This window comes from Neobacillus vireti (genome assembly GCF_036962345.1).
Lineage (GTDB): Bacteria > Bacillota > Bacilli > Bacillales > Cytobacillaceae > Neobacillus > Neobacillus vireti_A.
Genome location: NZ_JBALNB010000019.1, coordinates 80873 through 100965 on the forward strand (window position 1 = coordinate 80873; position 20093 = coordinate 100965).

A 20093-nucleotide genomic window follows, 5' to 3' on the forward strand; every position below is an offset into this window, starting at 1 on the left:
TTAAAGCCTCCAATTAAATATAGTCAACGAACTTATGACGGAATTTCACATGCACACTCGAGCCGATGACCAAAATCAAGATCGTGAATAACCAGAAATAAATCATATATGGTAGATCCTCGTAAAACCAGCTGCCGCCGATTAAGGCCTTTCTAAAACCTTCAATCAAATAGAAAAACGGATTCAGTTTCAGAATCGTGACGAAGATTTCTGGCAGTCTATCGACATTCCACAGTATTGGTAGCATATACATCATGACCCGCATCGTGGATTGAACCATGTTTGCGATATCGCGGATAATGGTGGTAAGGGTGGAGAACAATAACGTTAATCCAAATAATAGAACATATAGGCATAACAAAAAATAAGGCAGCTGAAGTAAATAAGTGCCTGAAAATTTTCCGTTAAGTGCCAGGATAATAATCGTAATGATTAGCATTAGGATAAAGGAAAAGGAATTCCCGACAATTCTGATGGAAGGTAGGATACTAACAGGAAATTTCATCTTTGCTACCAGACTGATTTTGGTGTGTACACTGTTTGAAGCTTGGGTGACCGTCGGATTAATAAACAGCCACGGAACAATACCTGCTAGTAACCATAGGAAAAATGGGGTACCCCCTACAGGAGCTCCCCCTCTGATTCCTAATCCAAAGACAAACCAGTAAATCGCGATTTGAACAACTGGATTTAATATTTGCCAAAATACACCTAAATAGTGCATGTTGTATTTGCCCTTCACTTCATAAAAGCTTAATCGAAAGATCAGGTTAAGATGAAAGATTTGCTCTTTCAGGACTTGCCAAACAAGGTTCATACAAGGCTAGCTTCCTTTTTAAGAGATTCATAAAGATTACCGTAGTTTAGATATTCAACATCGTCTGCTACAGCATTTACAACATTTTTCGTACCAAAAATACGCTTCGTGTTCATCTTAGCCAACTCTTGTCCATCTAATACTTTAAATTCATTATGGTCAGATAATACTAGAACTAAGTCAGAACCAGCAACAGCTTGTTCCATATCAGAGATGACCCAGTCTAATTGAACGTGTGGATCGAATGCTCTGATTTCGTATTTGTTTTCGTGTTGAAGCATTTCTAAGATTTCCATTGCTGGACTTTCACGAATGTCATCCACGTTTCCTTTGTATGTTAAACCAAATACTGTTACCACTTTACCGTCAACATTTTCCATTAACTTGTTTACGTTTTCTACTACATACGCAGGCATAGAAGTATTAATCGTACGTCCTAGGTTAATTAACTGAGCTGTTTCCGGTGCTTTTGCTACGATAAAGTATGGGTCAACCGCCAGACAGTGTCCGCCTACACCTGGTCCAGGAGTATGCAAGTTTACACGTGGGTGCTTGTTCGCCATGCTGATAACATCTAAAGCATTTATTTCTAACTCGTTACACACTTTTGCTAGCTCGTTCGCTAGGGCAATGTTCACATCTCTGAATGTGTTTTCCATTAACTTAGACATTTCCGCTGTTTTTGCGTTTGTTTTAATGAGTTCACCTTTAACAAACGTACCGTATACCATTGCGCCGGCTTCTGTACATGCAGGTGTAATACCGCCGACAATACGATTGTTGTAGACAAGTTCGTGCATAATTTGACCTGGTAATACACGCTCTGGACAGTGTACTAAGAAGATGTCTTCCCCAACAACAAATCCAGCCTCTTCTACTAATGGCTTTACAACATCATCCATACTGCGTGGTCCAATGGTAGATTCTACGATGATAACATTTCCTTTTTCGACATGAGGAAGAACTGATTTAATCGCACTTACTACAAAGCTTAAATCACAAGATTTATATAAATCATTATGGTTTGGAGTTGGAACTGCAATAATGAAGGCATTTGCTTTTTCCGGTGTCAATGAAGCTCTGAACTTACCTTTTGCAATTACTTCTTCTAATGCTTCTTGTAAACCTGGCTCTTCAATATGAATCTTTCCATTATTCAATGAATCTATTACTCTAGGACTTACGTCGACACCGACAACTTCTACGTTGTGCTTAGCAAACATAATAGATGTTGGTAATCCAATATATCCCAATCCAACCGTTACTAATTTCATGTAAAGTTTCCCCCTAATAAGTATACTTTTTTATTTATGGACATACGGAATCTAACAAACACAGGTATTTGCTAGACTCCTGAACATTCTCTGATGGTCATTCACAATAGAACGATAATATAAATAGGAATTTACTTTAATAATTATTTCCCTCTGAGTAAAATTTTTCTTTACTCACGGAAAGCAATTCGTACTATGCTTTGCTGATTATGTATCCCAGCAACAAATATAATTATAGTACGTAAATTGCTTTTTATCCTTGGTAATTATTTTCCAATAATGATTTATTGGTTAAGATTTCTATAGTACTTAAGTTCGTTATTCGTATTTGTTCTAATAATATCAACTGATTGAAAGCTGACGGTGTCAAAACTCATTTCCAATGTTTCCCGGTAGCAGTTCAATTAGCAATTACTTTATTTATGCTATTTAAGTGATTTTCGAAGCTCGCAATCCAAACTATTCGTTGAAATAGTGCCTCGTATCTCCCTACCACACCATCAGTAACTGCATTACTCCAAAGTTCTAATGTTTCTTCTGGCCTGTAGAACATTTTCCAAATTGAATTATTCTCTAATACATCCGCTACATATTCCTTATCGAGAGTTTGCCATATTCTCATTTGACTCTGAGCCACTTCATCACGCTGTTGTTTTTTAATATCTGCTTTAAAGAATGGTACATCTGCCCAAGTTGGCATCAAATATTTTAGTAGCATTTTATGGAGTTCGTAATTTCTTCTCTGCTCAGGAGTAAGGTCAAACGAAAGCCTTATAAATCCAGGTGTGGCAAAAGGAGTAAAAGAATTAAATTGACCACCAATTGGAGCCCACCTTCTTAACCTTTCTTTTAGATAGAAGTAATCCATCAGACTAAGACCTTGTAATCCAAATTGCCTTCCTTCTTCTAATATAGCCGAAACTTCTTGATCAACAGCTTCGGATATTCCTTCCTTTGTGTCCCCTAAACTCGCTAAATATCTCTTTAGTCTCCATTCAGATCCTTCTTCGCCCTTTTCTAAAATACTCTCATATATCCTCTGATTCGAATAATAATTACCCGTTGCGATTTCCCCGCCTGCACCCACACAAGATACACCCTTAACTTTATAGAAATCAACTAAATGAATCATTCCTTTTTGTTTAATCGGAGTAAAATCTCCATCATAAGCAAAATGCAATAATTTTAATCTTTCTTCTAATAAAACAGTTATTTCCCTCTTAGATGCTCCTTCGGCGGGATTATCAATCTCATGTTTATCCCATAATCCAGCTAACCTTATTAGCTCTTTTGCTGTTTCGATTTCTCCCGTTATCGGACCTAATGTTCTAAATGTGGCATCAATTCCGGATTTATATAAAATAGCAGATGAAACCCTAGAGTCTCTGCCACCTGATAACATTGATTTAACAGGGAAATTAAACATTTTAAAATAGGAGCGAGTAGATTCTATTATATTTTGAACTTCAGATTCAAAAGCATCCTTATTTAATTCTCTTGGTGAAACCCAGGTTGGTAATCCATCTAATTGTGATACAGATTTCGGCTGATTCCTGTCGTTCCTTAACTTTATCATTGTGCCAGGCTTTACTCTAAAAGAACCTTTTAAAGGTGATGTGTTACCCATAAACCATCCAACACTTGAAAATACGTTCCAAGCGTGGATATCCATTTCAGCTTTTTTATTCATAAACAGATATAAGGCTGCTAACTTATTTGAATAAACTACTCCTTCTGATGTTTGTAATTCATATAATTTAGCCATCCCCAAGCTGTCATTAAAAATATTGATTTCTTTCTTGTCCTTATCTAAAAATGAAAATATTAATGGGGGAGTCATTTTTTTTATGATTCCAGGGTTTTTCTTTATTTCTCTAGCAAAGAGGAGTGGAATTTCAGTTGTCGCACTCGAAGGTTCAACTATTTGTTCCCAACCATTTGGAGCATAAGTAAAACAAGAAGCAAACTCTTCATTTTCCTGCCAGGGAATAAAGTAATATTTTTCAATAGAGGATTGCCAAAAGTTAAGTCCTATATTTTCTAATTTTGACTCATATCTCTCCAATTCTCCTGCACCTTTAAGGCCATCAGATGGAGAATAGTAATAATCCTCAACCCTTTTCCTTCGAACAGCTAAATCGGCCTCATCAATTTCCTTAATAAACTTATAGGCTAAGAAAAGTTGCATAAATAATCAGACCTTTACTTATTATTTGCTCTAAAAAATTCCAGCTCATTATTTGTTATACTCTCAAATAAAGTTGGTTTATTAAACACCTTTTGTGTTTTAAACAATTTCCCATTAATTTCAAGCATCTCATAGAAATCTGTCAATTTCAGCTTAATAGAAAAGCTTTTCCACTTGAAGCTGATGACGTCATCCTTCCAAGCAAAATCAGTTACCGAAGTTTGTTCATTTAAATGGATGTAGGTTGCAAATGTTGTCAGTGAACCATTTTGTTTCATGGTAATCATATCATTTGCGTGCAATTCACCATAAAAATTCGAAGACCAGCCTTGTAATGGATCGGTTTGTCCTCTTACCTTTTGGTAATTGGTCTTTCCAATTAAGTTTTCTAAATAGATTTCTGGGTTCCCTTCATTAAAACCAACGATTTTCCCGTCCATATTCATGGTTCGTAAATCTGGATGAAAGTTAAAAATGATTTCGCTGTCTATGCTTGTACTACTCTTAATTAAGTCTAGCACAATCGTCTCTCCAGGTTTAAGGTAGAAAACCAGCCTTCTATGTGTCGCTCCATCCATCAGTGTATGGAAACCTGAAGCATAGCCAATGTTTTTCGTGTTTAAAAAGCTAAGGATTCCACTCTTATTGATATTCAATCTGGAAATATCCGTTTCACTATTATTTAAGCGAACCGTATTGTGGCCGTAAGCTGAAACCACATAATGTCTTTCAGCCCGGTCATATTGATAGGTGAATTTTCCGGCATCGATTAGAAGCGGTTTACCATGTCCATACAAAAGGACTGATAGATCATCATGGTGTTTATGCACTCTTGAGTGAAAGGCAGAGTAGAACGTCAATTGAGTGGTGGACTCATCATTATTCCAATCACTTCTGAAGAACGCATACCCTCCATCTTGATAGAATGTGTCCAGCGGCAATTCAATCTCAAGCTCATTTTCCTTCTTTATTGAAGCAAGGACAGAGTATATATCCTCCGGAAGGCTTTTCCATGTTTCATTATTCACATCAAAACTTTGCGATTCTGAATCACCGATCGTTGGAAAAGTCGCATCTGGATGCAGAGAATAAATAAAGAACTTTGTTATCGCAACAATTCTTTTCTTTAAATTCTCTCCCTCTTTTTCGTTTGACTTCATGACGATTTTATAAAAATTAATCAATCGCTCGAGCATTAAGTAAATATAATGGGGCGAATGCTCCAGGTAAGAGCCATCTTGTGCAAAAATATTGTTAACCTGACCCCAGAATCTCCTCAGCGCTAACTCATTCCACTTCTGACTTCTTGGAATATTGCCTAACACACTTGAGGCAAGATACAAGGAAATGTCCTGGTCAAGCCCGTGATTATGCTTTGGCATATAGAAGTCTGGATCCGATAGTTTTTCCATATGCTTTTCAGAAACTTCCTCCAGCTTCCTTAACACTTTCTCGTCATTTAGTTCAATGAACACTAAATACAACTTAACAATGTGAAGAAGCCTTAATGCGGTGGAATGATCATGCCAGCCCATCACAGACGGTGATTCAGGGTAGTTCGCATCATACCACTTCTCTACAATTTCAAAGGCAAGGTATAACTTTTCTTTGTTATGATTCACATTATAGGAATCAATAAGATAAGCGACACTGACTAAACAATGGTGCCAAAACAGCCAGCTGCGATCATGAGCTTCGGAGGTCCAAAGCTCATCATCTTCTAGCCGAACTGGTGTATATCTTCCACTGACCATGTATACCTTCTCTTTATAATCATGAAAGATACTCTCTAATTTCTTCGGATTGCTCACCTTACTGTGAACATCGAGTAAATCATCAGCTGTAATAACATGAGAATTCATAAATCTATCCTTTCTAGACTTAATATGTTGTTATTCCTAAGATACGAGCCCCTCTGGCTTTTAAATAGGAAATATCTTTATCCTTCGTCAAGAAATCAATCGTCTCTTCTGAGGACATCACCGCAAACAGTGACGGTTTTACAATCGACAACGCCATGTCGGCATCCTCAAGCTGTTCAAATTTCAATGTCTCACTGTTATCAACCGTAATGATTTCCCATGGTGCATACTTCGTAGCCAGCATAAGATCAAGTAAATGCGTTTCCGCGTACTCCACTTTCGGATTCATCACAGCTAGATAATCACAGTCCACGATTTCCACTACATTGCTGTAAGATTGGACAAAAGTATCTAGGCTATAAAGCTGGACATGTTCGTAATTATTTTCTTCGCTCGTCAGTTCCTCTGGACAAATCACTAATAGCCGCTTATTCTCATATGTTTGTTGATGGAATTTCTCGATTAAGCTTTTAATCTCCTGTTTGCTGTCAGCTTGTCCAATCACGACTACACTCTGACTGACTTTTTCATACGGTAATTGCAGAAGGTCCACAATCTTTTCAAGACGCTCCGAATACGTATGTTCTTTTAGAACTCTGCGAATTCCTTCGACCGTAATTCTTCGATATTCCTTTTCATTCTTAAATAAACGTTCAAAGGCCGCTTTTAAATCCTGATCGGATTCGGAGACACAAACGAGATCACCGAATAAATGGTCAATACCCTCTGAGTAGTTGCTGACAGTTGGTGTACCGCAGGCAAGTGCTTCATATACCCTGCGCGCAAACATGGTTGGTGAGTTCTTCACCGTATTGATATTAATCATGACTTTAAAGCCTTTGTATGCTTTGTCAATTTCATAATATTTGAGTGAGCCTCTTACAAATGGTTCAAGGTGCTCTGGGAAACGGTTATTTGGCAGTAAGCCCTGTTTCACTTTTTCATAATTCCGATCATAGATGGCCAATCCATAAGGCAGTGCCGTATTAAAAATACGCAGCATATCTTCTGATCGCTCTACATGCTTTGCATAATAAGAACCGGCAAAGCTAACTGCATTTTCTCTTTCTCCAATCGTGATCGGGTTATGAATCGCAGGTTGGGCCGCGAATTGTAAAAAGTCGACACGGTCATGCCCGCAAGCTTCTTTGTAAACTGGAACCATGTTCTTATCGGTTGTAAGGACAAAATCAAAGTTCTTGGCGGTTTCAATGAATTGATTATAATGGACAGGGTCTTCTTTATTCCAGAAAACCGTTGGAATGGTATTTTCTTTACACCAGGAAAGCAGCTCTTTCAAATCCTTGATGGAGTCTTCTCCAAGGTATTGGACCTTTTTAACCCACGCACCATTGTTCCCGCGCCATGCTGATTCTACGATGAGCAAATCAGGCTGTGCGGCTGTCAGAACCTCTTTCCAATTGTCAGGCGTAAAGGTAATCAGCTGACATTCATTAGCAAAACACTGTGTTGTAAACTCATCAAAAATTGCTGCCATTTTTACTTTGCTTAGTTCCTTTTTCGGTACTAAGCCTAACATAGATACCTCTTTAGAATCTAACCATTCCATCTCACCGGTAGTTTCCATAATTGGAAATTCTGACACTGCGAATTCTTTCACTTTACCTTGTGTGGTTCCTGTCACTTTAAAAGCTAGCCTGCAATAACGGATGTTTTCCTTAAATTGAATTTTGTTCACTTCATTCCATTTAAGGTTTAAGATTTCTTCCTTTTTATCCTCGCTGTAGGTGATGATAATGGGCGTAATCGTTCCAGCGCCCGTTACCTCACCACTAGGAATGACCTCGTAATAGGCGTTTTCCTTTATGGTAAAGGCCGACTCCTTTGGTACTTTACTAAAGCTGATATTCTTTTCTTGATAAGAAATATATCCTGTCTTACCTCCTGGAAGGTCTACCTTGATCTCTAGGTTTCCAGCTTGGGTATGCATTTTGCTCTCAGCGTTTTTAGGGATAAACCATTCGTCCTCATGAAGCTTTACCTTCATTTCAAAAGTAGATTTTCTTGGCTTTTCGGAGATTCCTACCTTTAGGCTGGAAATCGTGCCTTCACCTTGAACCCTATATAACAGCTTTACACTGCTTGTATTACTAGTAAATTTGATTAACTGTTTCGAATTGTTGGGTACAGCCTTTACTTCTACCGGTGTTCCTTCTGCGTGTCCCACAATCACTAATTCAATCGAAGCATTTTTAATGGTTGTTGCCGCCAGCCCAAACTCATAATAGCTGGTCGGATTGATTTCTTTTGCCGGTCCACTAAACTCAAATAACCGCTCATTGCCATTCTGCAGGTATGCGTATTTTCCGTCTGGCGCTTTTACCTTTAGATTCATTCCTTGCTTTTCTACATAAGAATTGAAAACCACAGGAACATTTAGTTTCTCCAGGCTGACTTCCATGGTTTGATCAAATCCGCGGTCAAGAGTGAGAACGGGATTGATCACTTCCTCTTCCTCATAGGTATCAAGTTCTTGAAAGCCAGGGATAAGTTTAGCGCCTAATTTTACGCTTTCTAATTGAAAATATCCTTTTCCCTCAAGTTTTACGGCAATACGGAAGCTATCTAGCTCCCCTTTGTTCATCTCAAAGGTTTCCTCTGTATTTAGCTGCACCTTATAAAACTTAATCTTTTCTCCTGCTTTATAGCCAATCACATGCAGGGTTACCTTCAAGGTGTCACTTGCCTTCCCATTAAGCTTGCAGGTGATCTTTGTACCATCAACGTTGATGGGATAATTGGGCGCTATAGAAAAATTAACATTATTCTCTTTATAAGAAAGATAAAGATGCTGCTTTTCAGGAAGATCTACCTGCAACTTTTCCCCATCATTTAAGACATTGTAAGAATAGTTCGTGCTGTACCACCATTCACTTCCAAACACATTTTCAATGGTGCTCAAGTTCTTTCTACTCTTTTGAATCTCTTCTCTTAAGGATTCTTTTCTTTTTTTAATTTCAGACAGTTTTGTTTCTAGTTGAGTAAAATCCATGTGGTGGGTTCTCCCTTCTAAAGCTATTTCCTTCTAAGGTCCCAATATTTCATGGTCATTTTTCCAAGCTTGGAATTCTTCAAGGACTCATATTTACGATGAAGCTTTTCTTTATCCTTCATTTCTCTAATTAATTGCTTCGTCAATTCTTCCGTATCTTCCAAAAGACCTGCTAGGTTTTCTTTCAAATGCAGAACTTCCTTCTTATATTCCATTTCTGAAATTTGATTACTTCTTTTGAGTTTCAGGATCTCCGCATTGAGGCTTTCAATCTGCTCACACTTTTCAGTAGTTACTACCGTTAACTTGCCCTTTTCCTGTACAAGCTCTCCTTCAAGCTGGTTAACCTTTTGGGTTAGTTCCTCCACAACTTGTTTGCGATCGTGAATTTCAGTTGCGAGCAGTTGCTCGATTTCTTCCAATTCAGCAAGGTGCTTGACCAAGGCTTCTTCCTTTTCTAATTGTACCTGCTTAATGTTCTCCTGTAATGAATCCTTTTCACCAATCAAATGCTCAATTTTCTTCTGATCTTCTTCCATCTGCTGCTTCGTTTGTAGGGACAATGAATCATTTTGTTCTTCCAGCATATGCTTTTCATTTTCCAGCTTTTCAATTACGCTTTTTAATTCTTGCTGTTTTTCTTGAGACAGCTTGGTCAAGTCTTGATTTTCATTCTCTAACTTCGCAATGGTTTGTTTTGCATTTTCAATTTGCTGCTTGGATTGAAGGCTTAATGTTTCATTTTGTTCGTGCAGGGTTTGCTTTTCATTCTCCAACTTTTCAATTGCATTTTTTAACTCTTCCTGTTTTCCTTGGAACTGCTGGGTCAAGTCTTGATTTTCATTCTCTAACTTCGCAATGGTTTGTTTTGCATTTTCAATTTGCTGCTGGGATTGATGGGTTAATGTTTCATTTTGTTCGTGCAGGGTTTGCTTTTCATTTTCCAACTTTTTAATTGCATTTTTTAACTCTTCCTGTTTTCCCTGGAACTGCTGGGTCAAGTTTTGATTTTCATTCTCTAACTTCGCAATGGTTTGTTTTGCACTTTCAATTTGCTGCTGGGATTGAAGAGCTAGTGTTTCGCTTTTAACTTGCAAGCTTTGGTAATCTGTTTCAAGTTTTGCCATTCTTTGCTTTGCTTCTTCGCTCTGCTGTTCAGATTGAAGGATAAGGGATTCGATTTTTTCCTGTAGTCCGGTCTTTTCTGTTTCTAGCTTTTCAAGCGTATTTTTATTTTTCACATCGAGAAGTTCTGCCTGGTGCTTTAAGGAATCAATCTCCTGTTTAAGCTGGGCGCTTTCCTCTTTCATATCCGCTTTTAATTTCGTTAGCTGCTGTTCCTTTTTATCCATTTGATTGATTAGATTCTTATTGGAATCCATTAAGTTTTTATTAGTATCAACCAATTTCCTTTTTTCTAGGTTGAAGTTTTTTATCATATTGGTCATCGTTTCTTCCATCTGAAGATTGTCCGCATGCAACCCATTAATGACCGTCTTGCTCTCTTCCACTTTCCTGTTTAATGTACCAACTGTTTCGTCAAGCTTGGTTTGATTTTCAATCAATTCCACACTTGAATTACGTTCATTAGCATAAAAGGCTTTTTCTGCTGCAACAAATAAACTCTGTGGAACCACCACGTCAGGATTTGCACCCTTTGTCCCCTGCAAGCCAATCCATTTTCCCATAAACTCTACATGTTCGACCTTAAAGTAAGAAGACATTTCTTGATATATTTCCATTAAGTAAAACGTTCTTTTTTGATTGGCAGCCCCGTTCATACCAAATGGCACCGTTATAATCATTTGTCCATTATCTTTCAACAGACTAGAAGCCTTTTCCAAGATTGCCTTAGAAGTGGAGTATTGGTCTAAGACTTCTGAAATAATAATGGTCTCATACTTTTTTTCTGGCAGTTCTTCATGAAGGAAGTTCCCTTGAATAAACTGAACAATTTCCTTTGTGCTTTCCTGCTCTGACGCTAAGGAATCATTTGCAAACGTGATTGCTTCTTTTGATAAGTCGATTCCAGTTACTTTCTTTCCTTCACGACCTAAAAGGATGGGTACAATACCTTGGCTCGTGCCGACATCCAATACCGTACTGCCATTAATATTTTTGATAATCCAATGCACACGATCCCGTGTCATTTGTGCCAATCGCGGTCCTAGTTTCCCATGATATGCTTCTGTAATGCGATCAACGTTTTGTCCCAAGGGAATCCTCCTCCATACTTTGTGATTCATGATATACTTCTAAGAAGTTTCGCTTTTCTGTATCCCAATTGTATTTGCTGCTTGCTCTTAAGCTGTTTTCGCTTAATTCGTTGCGTAATTTCTCATCCGCCAATAATGTATTAACCGCTTCTGCAATTTGCTTTGGATCATGAGAATCTACCGTAAGCCCTGTTTTGTCTCCCTCTACCACTCTCTTAATCTCAGGGAAGTCACAGGCGACCACGGGTACACCCGCCATCATATATTCAAATAACTTGTTTGATGAAGCCGAGTAATGATTGAAAGCGACATTATTCAAGACCTGAAACCCTAAGTAGCCGTTCTTTGTGTACTTTGGAAGATCTGCGAGCGGTACCTTTGGAAGAAACTTTACTTTCTCCTCGAGGTTCATTTCCTTTACCATCACTTGGAGCTCGTTCTTAATTTTCCCATCGCCAATCATGACTACGACTCCCTCATGAAAGTCGGGCGCAGCCTTGATTAACTTGTCCAAGCCCCGTCCTGTCTGAATACCACCCTGGTATAAAAGGATTTTTTCATCTTCAGGGATATTTAACATTTCATGCAAATTGACTTTTTCGACCTGATTTTTCATTTCCTGCTTAAATGGGTAATTATGAACTACATGTGGATAAAAGCCATATAAATCTTCGTTATACTTTGCTCTTGTATGATTTTCAACCATCATTTCGTCAATTTTCTTAATAAGAAAAGCCTCAAGCTTTCCATAAATCGGGCTGTTATAACCGGTCCGACTTGTCTGAACTTCATGGGAATCGTAAATAAGTTTTTTGGGCTTCAAACGCCATTTTGCCGAGATCCATCCTTGTGGTAATGTATTCAAGTCGTTTGAATGATAAATATCGTAATTACCACGATGCCCCTTAATCATCATGCGAAGGATCAGGCTGCCTCTAACCCATATAACACGTACTTTTGTTTTTAAAAGCAGTACTGCAACTACCGTCAGTATGATTACAGGAATTGGAGCTGTATAGGCGATTAATGCCCATACGATTAGGCAAAAAGCCCCAAACAACTTATTTTGCATGGAGTACCGATAAACTTTCTGCATGAGTTCAAGTAAGACGGGGTATCTTCTTAACCGAAATATCCTAAATCGGTCGTTTCGTTGTTCAAACATCGGAAGCGATGCATCCTTTGGGTCATGAATACAGAATAAGTCTACTTCATAATCTGCTTCTGACAAGGCCGTACATTCTCGTAACACTCTGGCGTCATTGGTAAAATGATTCCAGACAAACATACCAACTTTTTTTGACATAGTTTCCATTCCTTCGTCGAGGTTTACCTCATATATTCAACAAGTTTCTCAATATTTTTATCCCAGTTAAATTCCTTTAGAATCAATTGTTGTGCCCGTTGTGACATTTCATTTCGGAGTGAATGATTTTCTAGCAGCTCGTTAATAGGTTTAAGCATTTGCTCAGGGTCATTGCCGTTAATCGCAATTCCTACTCTTTCTCTCTCAACGATTTGCTTAGAATACCCATCAATCACACCAACAACGGGAACACCACAAGTCAAATAATCAATAATTTTTCCTGGCAGTACTGTTTTAAACACTTCTTTATCCTTTAACGTCACCAGGCCTAAATCATGCTCGGCAATGACTCTAAAAACTGCCTTTCTCGTCATTGGATTCACCACTGTTACGTTTTTATATTGCTTGATCGAGTCAACAAGCTGCTTTTTATTAATTCCATAGCCGATGATCGTCAGTTTAATTCTCTGTTCATTTAAATGCGGGACAAGGTGATGGATAAATTCTGTATCCTGAGCAAGACCCAGGTTTCCTGCGTAGATAATTTTTTTATCCGAATGATCATTTATTGGTAAAGAAGCTAGTTCATCTTTTACCGCACCGTTAGGGATAAAAAGAATTTTCTCGGAAGCGATAGATGCCTTCTCTTGGATGTATTTCTTAAAAGCTAAGCTGTTAATGACAATTTTGTTCGCCTTTTTATAAAGGAGTTTTTCAAGTGCCCCGAAAATACTAAGTACAAAAGGATAGTTAAATACACCAACACCCTTTAACGATTCGGGCCATAAATCTCTGACATCCAAAATAAAGTTGCTTCTATATCTGTACTTCGCAAACAGTCCCACAAAGCCGGTAAAGATTGGCGGGGAGGTTGCAAAAACATAATCATACTTTTTCTTGTCTTTTATGATAAGGAGAATCATCTTTAGAGCAATTTCCAAATAGTAATATAAACGGTTAAATATACTATTCGAATATTTCCTATTCTTAATACCAATTCTAACTATGTTATCTTTTTCACAATTTAAAGACGGTTCATCCCAAAAGTCTCCGCCCTCATAAATTTTCTTATTCGGGTAAGATGGTTCAGTTGTGAAAATAGTTACATCAAAATCCCTTTTTTTCAACTGTATATAAAGGTGCTTAATGCGATTCGCATGGCTTCCTATTTCTGGATAAAAATGCTGAGAAATGATTAATACTCTCTTCACGAACAGGTAACCACCTTTTATTTTTTGCTATGTCGATGGATGTCTATTCCAGACATTCTGCTTTCCGGAGGAGAACCGAAAGCCCCCGTCGCTACGCTCCAATTAATAGACCATTTACATCCATTCATTCTATTTTCTTCTGCAGAGAGCGACATTAAACAAAAAGAATAAATATCTAATGGAAATTTAAGTTTTTTCACTTACTCTTTCATTAGATATTTATTCTATTTTTGGATTAACAATGTAACTGTCACTTTTTTCGACAGTATTCTTTTTTAGTTGACTGGTTTTTCCAAAAATCTTCAAAATCCTTAATTATTTTACCATCTATCGTTATTTGGGTAAAGGGCAATAATCGTCAAATATTGCCGAAGGATGAAAATTCCTCGTAATGATCTAAAACTATTGAATCATTGCTTAATAACTATAGTACAAGGTATAGTTTTAGAGGGGGGAATGCAGATGAAACGAAGAAACTTCATCATAAATTTTTTTGCTGGAGCCATTTTATTCGTATTTGGCTTTTTAACAGGGACAGCCAAAGCAAGCACGGGCATGGACAAACGTAGTGCAGCGGATGATACAGATGTTAGATTCATCACCTCGAATCAAACGTTCCTCATACCTTCTGACTACGCCACGCTTCAGGCGGCTATCGATGATCTCGCTGCGATGATTATTGCAAAAAATGTGATGATCGAACTAAAAATTGAAAAAGGTCACCAACCTTCAACTGGAATTACAATTGAAAACACTGATTGTTCTCAATTCAAAATAACCTCTGATTCGATAGTACGAGTAGCAGATGATTTTTCCAGTCATTTTATAAAGGGTATTCATTCGCAGCTTCCTATTTTGGCTGCTAAGATTGATATGCGGAATCGTGGGGAAGATGGCTATCATGTAAGTAAAGGTTCCCGTGGTTTTGTAGAGGTTAATTGCGGCATCCGTCGTGCGAAAGGACGTGGATTATACGTAAATGAATCAAGCGGTGTCGAGGCAAGGGGGAGTGAGTTTACTGGTTGTCATAACAGGAACGTCTGGGTTACCCGTGCTAGTACACTTTCTGCCGAAGTAGCCGATTTCTCTGGAAACAAAGGTGGTGAAAATGCAGTTTACGTTAGCAGGGGAAGCACGGCGAACATCCTTGAAGCCAATGTCTCTAATGCCTTTCAAAATGGGATTAGTGTAATTCGATCAATTGTAAATTGCGAAGGTGCTAATGTTTCAAATGCGGGATTAACAGGTTTAATTGTTCAAAGAGGAAGCCGTATTGCAGGAGAGTTTATAAATGCTACAAAATGCGGTCACAACGGTATAAGAGTAGAAACTGGATCAACAGGGACTGTGAGAGGATCAGACGTTTCCAAAGCGAAGGAAATTGGATTATATATCCGAGAGGCTTGTCATATTGATGCAAGTGAACTTATTGCCTCTCAGTGTGGTGCCGAAGGAATACGCGTCGATAGCTCCATCATTAATGCTAGGAATGTAACTAGCAGGGATAATAAAGGACTCGATATGAGGGTACTAAGTGGCAGTACGATTAATGCTCAACAAGCAAACACAACAAAAGGAACTCCAGATGCACGTGATTGCGGAATCAAAGCCTTTAACACCATAGACGGTCCCAATGGGATTATCTACGCATAGTATTCTTTTAACATGAACTAAAAACCCCTTCCTTTTTATCAGGAAGGGGTTTTTTAACGAGGTTTTACTCTATTACAGTTAAGTTCCTTGGTTTACTGGTATTTCCATATCTATCTGCTGAGACGACACTTATTTGCGCTCCAACACTTTGTAGAGGGATACTTACTCGAAAGGTTCCATTACTGAACGCCCTTTCCGTATAAGTTTCAGTGCCAATGGATACTGTAATATACGCTCCTCCTTCAGTGGTTCCGGTAACTTTTGTAATTTTAGTTGTTATCAGATTAACTGATGGTATTTCAGGTGGTGTCTTATCTACAACTCTCACTTTCGTTAGGGCGCTATTATTTCCTGCTGCATCCGTTGATCTTACATTTATTAATGTACCTAATTCTTGTTGAGGAATTGTTACTCTAAAGGTTCCATTACTAAATGCTTTTGCTGTATAGGTTTCAGTACCTATCAACACTGTAATGTAAGCCCCTCCCTCAGTGGTTCCAGTAACTACTGTTGCTCTGTCTGATACATCATCCACTGTCGGCATGGATGGTGCTGTTTTATCTACAACATTTAATTTTTTTAAAGTGCTTTTATTTCCTGCTGCATCTATTGCTCTTACATTCAATAATGTTCCTGCCTTTTGCAGAGGAATCGTCACACTATAATCTCCATTACTATCTGCAGTACCGGTATAAGTTTCAGTACCAATAATGACAGCTACTGTCACTCCCGCTTCTGCTGTGCCCGTTACCGCTGTCGCCTTATCCGATACATACCTCACAATTGGGATGGATGGAGCTGTCTTATCAACAACGGTGACAGTTCTCACATTGCTGATATTACCTGCTGCATCGGTTGCATTAACACTTATTATAGTGCCTATCGACTGTGTTGGGATACTTATACTAAACGCTCCATCACTAAGCGCACTTCCCGTATAGGTTTCAGTACCAATTGTTACTGTAACTATTGCTCCACCTTCCGTTTGTCCAGTCACTTGTGTTGCTTTATCTGATACATAATTTACTTGAGGGACGGATGGTGCTGTTGCATCACCAACAATAACACCGGTTTCTGCACTGACATTTCCTACTTCATCTTCTGCCGTAAAGGTAATGGATGTACCCGCTGCTTGGCGAGGAATGATTACTTTGAAAGCTCCATCAACGAAGGTACTACCAGTGTATGATGTGTCACCGATTTTAGCGGTAACGGTCGAATTCTTCTCTGTCGTCCCTCTAACTACAGTCGTTTTGTCGGTAGTTACGGTAATTACCGTTGGAGATGCTGGCGGAGTATTATCGACTACTGTAACCGTAGTTACTTCGCTGGCATTACCAAAGGCATCTTTTGCCGTCACTGTAATGACAGTTCCTGCACTTTGGACAGGTATGGTGATTTTAAAGTTTCCGCCTTCATCTGCTGTACCCGTGAAGGTTTCTGAACCAATTGAAACTGTTACATTTGCTCCTGCTTCTGTTGTTCCCAGTACCTCCCTCGATTGGTCACTTACTTCTGCCACTGTTGGTACCATTGGTGGAGTGATATCTGTCCCTTCTGCCACCACTCTTAACGTCCGAGTTTGCAAATAGTCCGCTTCATTTCCTGCATTATCCACGACATTTAAACTTACAGAATAGGAGCCTATTACAACGTTAGCAGGAATGACATAGTCTGCTTTCCATACATCAATAGCTTTATCATACGTTAGGTCAACACTTGTTATTTCCGAATTGGAGCTATTAAACAAATCAACGATCGCAGATTTGACTCCTGATTTGTCATCCATTAGCTTTGCTTCAAAATGAACGGATTCTCCTGGCTTCACTGTAGATGGAGTCATTACAAAGTTTTCCACTACCGGTGCGGTAAAATCTCCGTCCGGGTTATGCACTAGGAAGGAAACACCCTCTGGGAATTGTACCGTTGGATTTCCTATCGAATCTACTGCCTCAATCATATCAATCTGAATAACATCCCCGTCAGGAACATTCAGTGGAACACTGATTGTTCCTATCCATTTCTGCAAGGTACTATCATATGCTAAATCAATACTTTTACTTTCATTGTCATAGTAGTATGCTGTCACCTTCGCTACACCTGACACATCTTCAACACTAGCAGATATCGTGACCTGCTCGCCTGCATTGACCTCTGGTTTATCGAGCTCAACCTTTGAAATGACAGGACCTGTATGATCACCAGTATTAACGACTGTAAAGCCACCTTTTGCAGTTGTAAAATCAAAATTATATGATGTATCCCAAGCAGAAATACTCACCACGTAGAAACCTGGTGTCGTGGTTTCTTGGACCACAAGGCTCCCAATCCATTGATCACTTGCTTCATCATATCTCAAATCAATGTACTCGGAACCCCCTTGGGTATATAAATCAGCCCTTACAGAGTCTACTCCTACATTGTCACTAACCTTGGCTGTAACCGTGACACTTTCACCAACTTGGACGTCTCCCTGTGGTGTCACTTGTACATTTGAAATCACTGGAGCATCATAGTCACCATCATTGTTGATGACATCAAAGGCACTAAAATTTTCTTTGAGCGTGGTATTTCCTGCATTATCTGCAGCGTAAAATACAACTTCCCACACGCCAGAATGGAAACTTGATTCAATGTTTAAATCTCCAACCCACTCTTTTGTCAATGGATCCTGAGTTAAGAAAAGCGTTTTGATATCTGATGGATAATCTACATGTGAGAATTCAGCGTAGACTGTAGATACACCAGATTGTGAATCCGTTACCGGAACTTTTACATGAACACTTTCACCCGGGGAGGCTGTAGCAGGGGTAAAGGTTTCTTTCCCAATCGTTGGTCCGGTAGAATCAACATTTGGATTGGTTAATACCAGTATTTCCTCGAGGTATTTATCCTCGTAATTCCCGGCTTTGTCTTCAACCATAATTTTAAAATACCAATTACCCGGCATATCACTTTCGGTAAACGAATGGCTAACCACCCATTCTTTTGTTGATTCTTCATAGGTTAAAGGTAAATAATACTCACCACCGAAACCATCATAAGAAGAAACAGATGCAAAAACCGAAGCAACACCGACATTATCAGTTACTTTTGCCCGAATCGTAAACTCTTCTTCCGGTCCTACATTTAAAGGAGAAACTAATACATCGCCTATTGTTGGAAGTTCTGCGTCACCATTTGGATTCGTAACTTCAACATCAGATGCACCCTCCCAGGTGTAATTACCTAGGGTGTCATACGCAATAAAATCAACAAACCAGGTACCTTCTTGATCTAATTCTTCGATAGTATATGTACCTTCCCACTCCTGTGTCGCAGTATTAAGAACCAATGGAATTTCTTTGAACCCCATTCCATTTGGAAAATTCAAATAAGCATATACCTCTGCTACACCGCTTTCATCTGTGGCCTTGGTAGTAAATGTAACCGTATCACGCACTACCACCGTGGTTGGACTGACGGTTATCCCCTCTAGAGCAGGTCCAGAGAAATCTTCCGTCAATGTCGTAATAAAAGTAGAATTAACTGCTTCTGTACCTTGCTTTCCTCCCTCCACTATCACCGTTTGTGGAGTATGTGCTGGATTATCTTGTGCCAAAGCACCGCTTGGCAGGGCTAATAATACGCACATAGTACTAATTGCGATGGTTCTTCTTTTCAAACATAGCCCTCCCTATACTTTTTTCTCTCAAACAATTCATCTCCTCCTTTTTTACTATGTATAGGAATTTCAGACCATTTTAGAACCCTATAATGTTTTGTTTGCTAAATATTTCAAATATTACAAAAATATTAGATCTTTTGACACCGTTGTGTGGCAATCGACAGCAATTTTTTAAACATATAAAAGGATTAGGTGGTTGAGCGTGAATAGTTAGGATAGCTTCTTTAATTCAGTGACTACTTTTTCAATCCGTTTTTCTTTTTGGATCTCATACATATCAAAATACTCATCACCAATATTTTCTTTCAGGCCTTTTTCAATTGCTTCCTTTTGCATATTGGAAATGATAGTATCGACCAATGTCTTTGTACTTTCTTCATAATCGTTGTATATAGCACGATACTTTCCTTCTAATCTCGAAACATCAATATTTCTTTCTTTTTTTACCTTATACTCTTTCTCAGCTTCCCTGATTAAAGCTGTTAATCTTTTCTCCGCATTTTGATTTATCCTTTCCCATTCTGGCTGGTACATTCTTCTTATATCCTTGATCATTTCATCTTGTTTTTCTTTTTCTGAGGATATCCCTTTATCACCTGCTTTTGAATTCACGTTGATCACTCCGGTATTCCCGCTGCTATCTGCATTTTGGGTCGATTCCACTGCTTTTTTCTCTCCGCTTACTGTTTCTTTTTTATCCTTATTGATCACTAGTAAAAGGGCTGAACATATTACCACGACGGACGCAGCTGCTACGAACCAATATTTTTTCATTTCCTTCACTCCATGCATTTTATTTGATACTTTTTTAATGTAATCCTAGAAGACTAGTGGATAGCGCGGGATTCGTTGAATAAGACTTTTTTCACAAGCAGTAATATAGAAA

General features: G+C 38.6%; 11 protein-coding genes. 1 reads left to right on the top strand and 10 read right to left on the bottom strand.

Annotated elements, in window-relative coordinates:
• Nucleotides 1-13: 13 nt before the first annotated feature.
• The 8 genes from V7108_RS22305 to V7108_RS22340 all read right to left on the bottom strand — a co-directional run bounded on the left by V7108_RS22305 (nt 14) and on the right by V7108_RS22340 (nt 13887).
• Nucleotides 14-817 carry an ABC transporter permease gene (locus V7108_RS22305; protein ID WP_335569480.1) on the bottom strand — a complete coding sequence of 268 codons (804 nt, stop codon included), beginning with the start codon at nt 815-817 and terminating at the stop codon, nt 14-16.
• Nucleotides 814-2091, bottom strand: coding sequence for a nucleotide sugar dehydrogenase (locus V7108_RS22310; RefSeq protein WP_335569481.1), 1278 nt, complete (start codon nt 2089-2091; stop codon nt 814-816). Before V7108_RS22310 ends, V7108_RS22305 begins: the two co-directional genes overlap by 4 nt.
• Nucleotides 2092-2491: 400 nt before the next feature.
• Entirely contained in the window at nt 2492-4279 is a 1788-nt protein-coding gene (locus V7108_RS22315) for a hypothetical protein (RefSeq protein WP_335569482.1), read from the bottom strand.
• 14 nt (nt 4280-4293) lie between these two features.
• Entirely contained in the window at nt 4294-6141 is a 1848-nt protein-coding gene (locus tag V7108_RS22320) for a heparinase II/III domain-containing protein (protein WP_335569483.1), read from the bottom strand.
• A gap of 19 nt (nt 6142-6160) precedes the next feature.
• Complete coding sequence (locus V7108_RS22325) at nt 6161-9154, bottom strand: CgeB family protein (protein WP_335569484.1); 2994 nt, start codon at nt 9152-9154, stop codon at nt 6161-6163.
• 23 nt (nt 9155-9177) lie between these two features.
• The gene (locus V7108_RS22330; RefSeq protein ID WP_335569485.1) at nt 9178-11370 is read right to left on the bottom strand and encodes a methyltransferase domain-containing protein; all 2193 of its coding nucleotides are present in this window, start codon (nt 11368-11370) and stop codon (nt 9178-9180) included.
• Nucleotides 11354-12676 (bottom strand): glycosyltransferase, encoded by a 1323-nt coding sequence (locus V7108_RS22335; RefSeq protein WP_335569486.1) that lies wholly within the window; start codon nt 12674-12676, stop codon nt 11354-11356. Before V7108_RS22335 ends, V7108_RS22330 begins: the two co-directional genes overlap by 17 nt.
• Before the next feature lie 23 nt (nt 12677-12699).
• Entirely contained in the window at nt 12700-13887 is a 1188-nt protein-coding gene (locus V7108_RS22340) for a glycosyltransferase family 4 protein (RefSeq protein ID WP_335569487.1), read from the bottom strand.
• A gap of 462 nt (nt 13888-14349) precedes the next feature.
• Between V7108_RS22340 and V7108_RS22345 the strand changes: the two genes are divergently transcribed.
• Entirely contained in the window at nt 14350-15540 is a 1191-nt protein-coding gene (locus V7108_RS22345; protein WP_335569488.1) for a right-handed parallel beta-helix repeat-containing protein, read from the top strand.
• A gap of 64 nt (nt 15541-15604) precedes the next feature.
• On the opposite strand, the gene V7108_RS22350 is transcribed toward V7108_RS22345, so the two are convergent.
• A complete protein-coding gene (locus V7108_RS22350) occupies nt 15605-19204 on the bottom strand; it encodes an Ig-like domain-containing protein (protein ID WP_335569489.1) in 3600 nt (1199 codons plus the stop codon).
• A 213-nt stretch (nt 19205-19417) separates the two neighbouring features.
• Nucleotides 19418-19981, bottom strand: coding sequence for a hypothetical protein (locus tag V7108_RS22355; RefSeq protein WP_335569490.1), 564 nt, complete (start codon nt 19979-19981; stop codon nt 19418-19420).
• Nucleotides 19982-20093 lie beyond the last annotated feature (112 nt).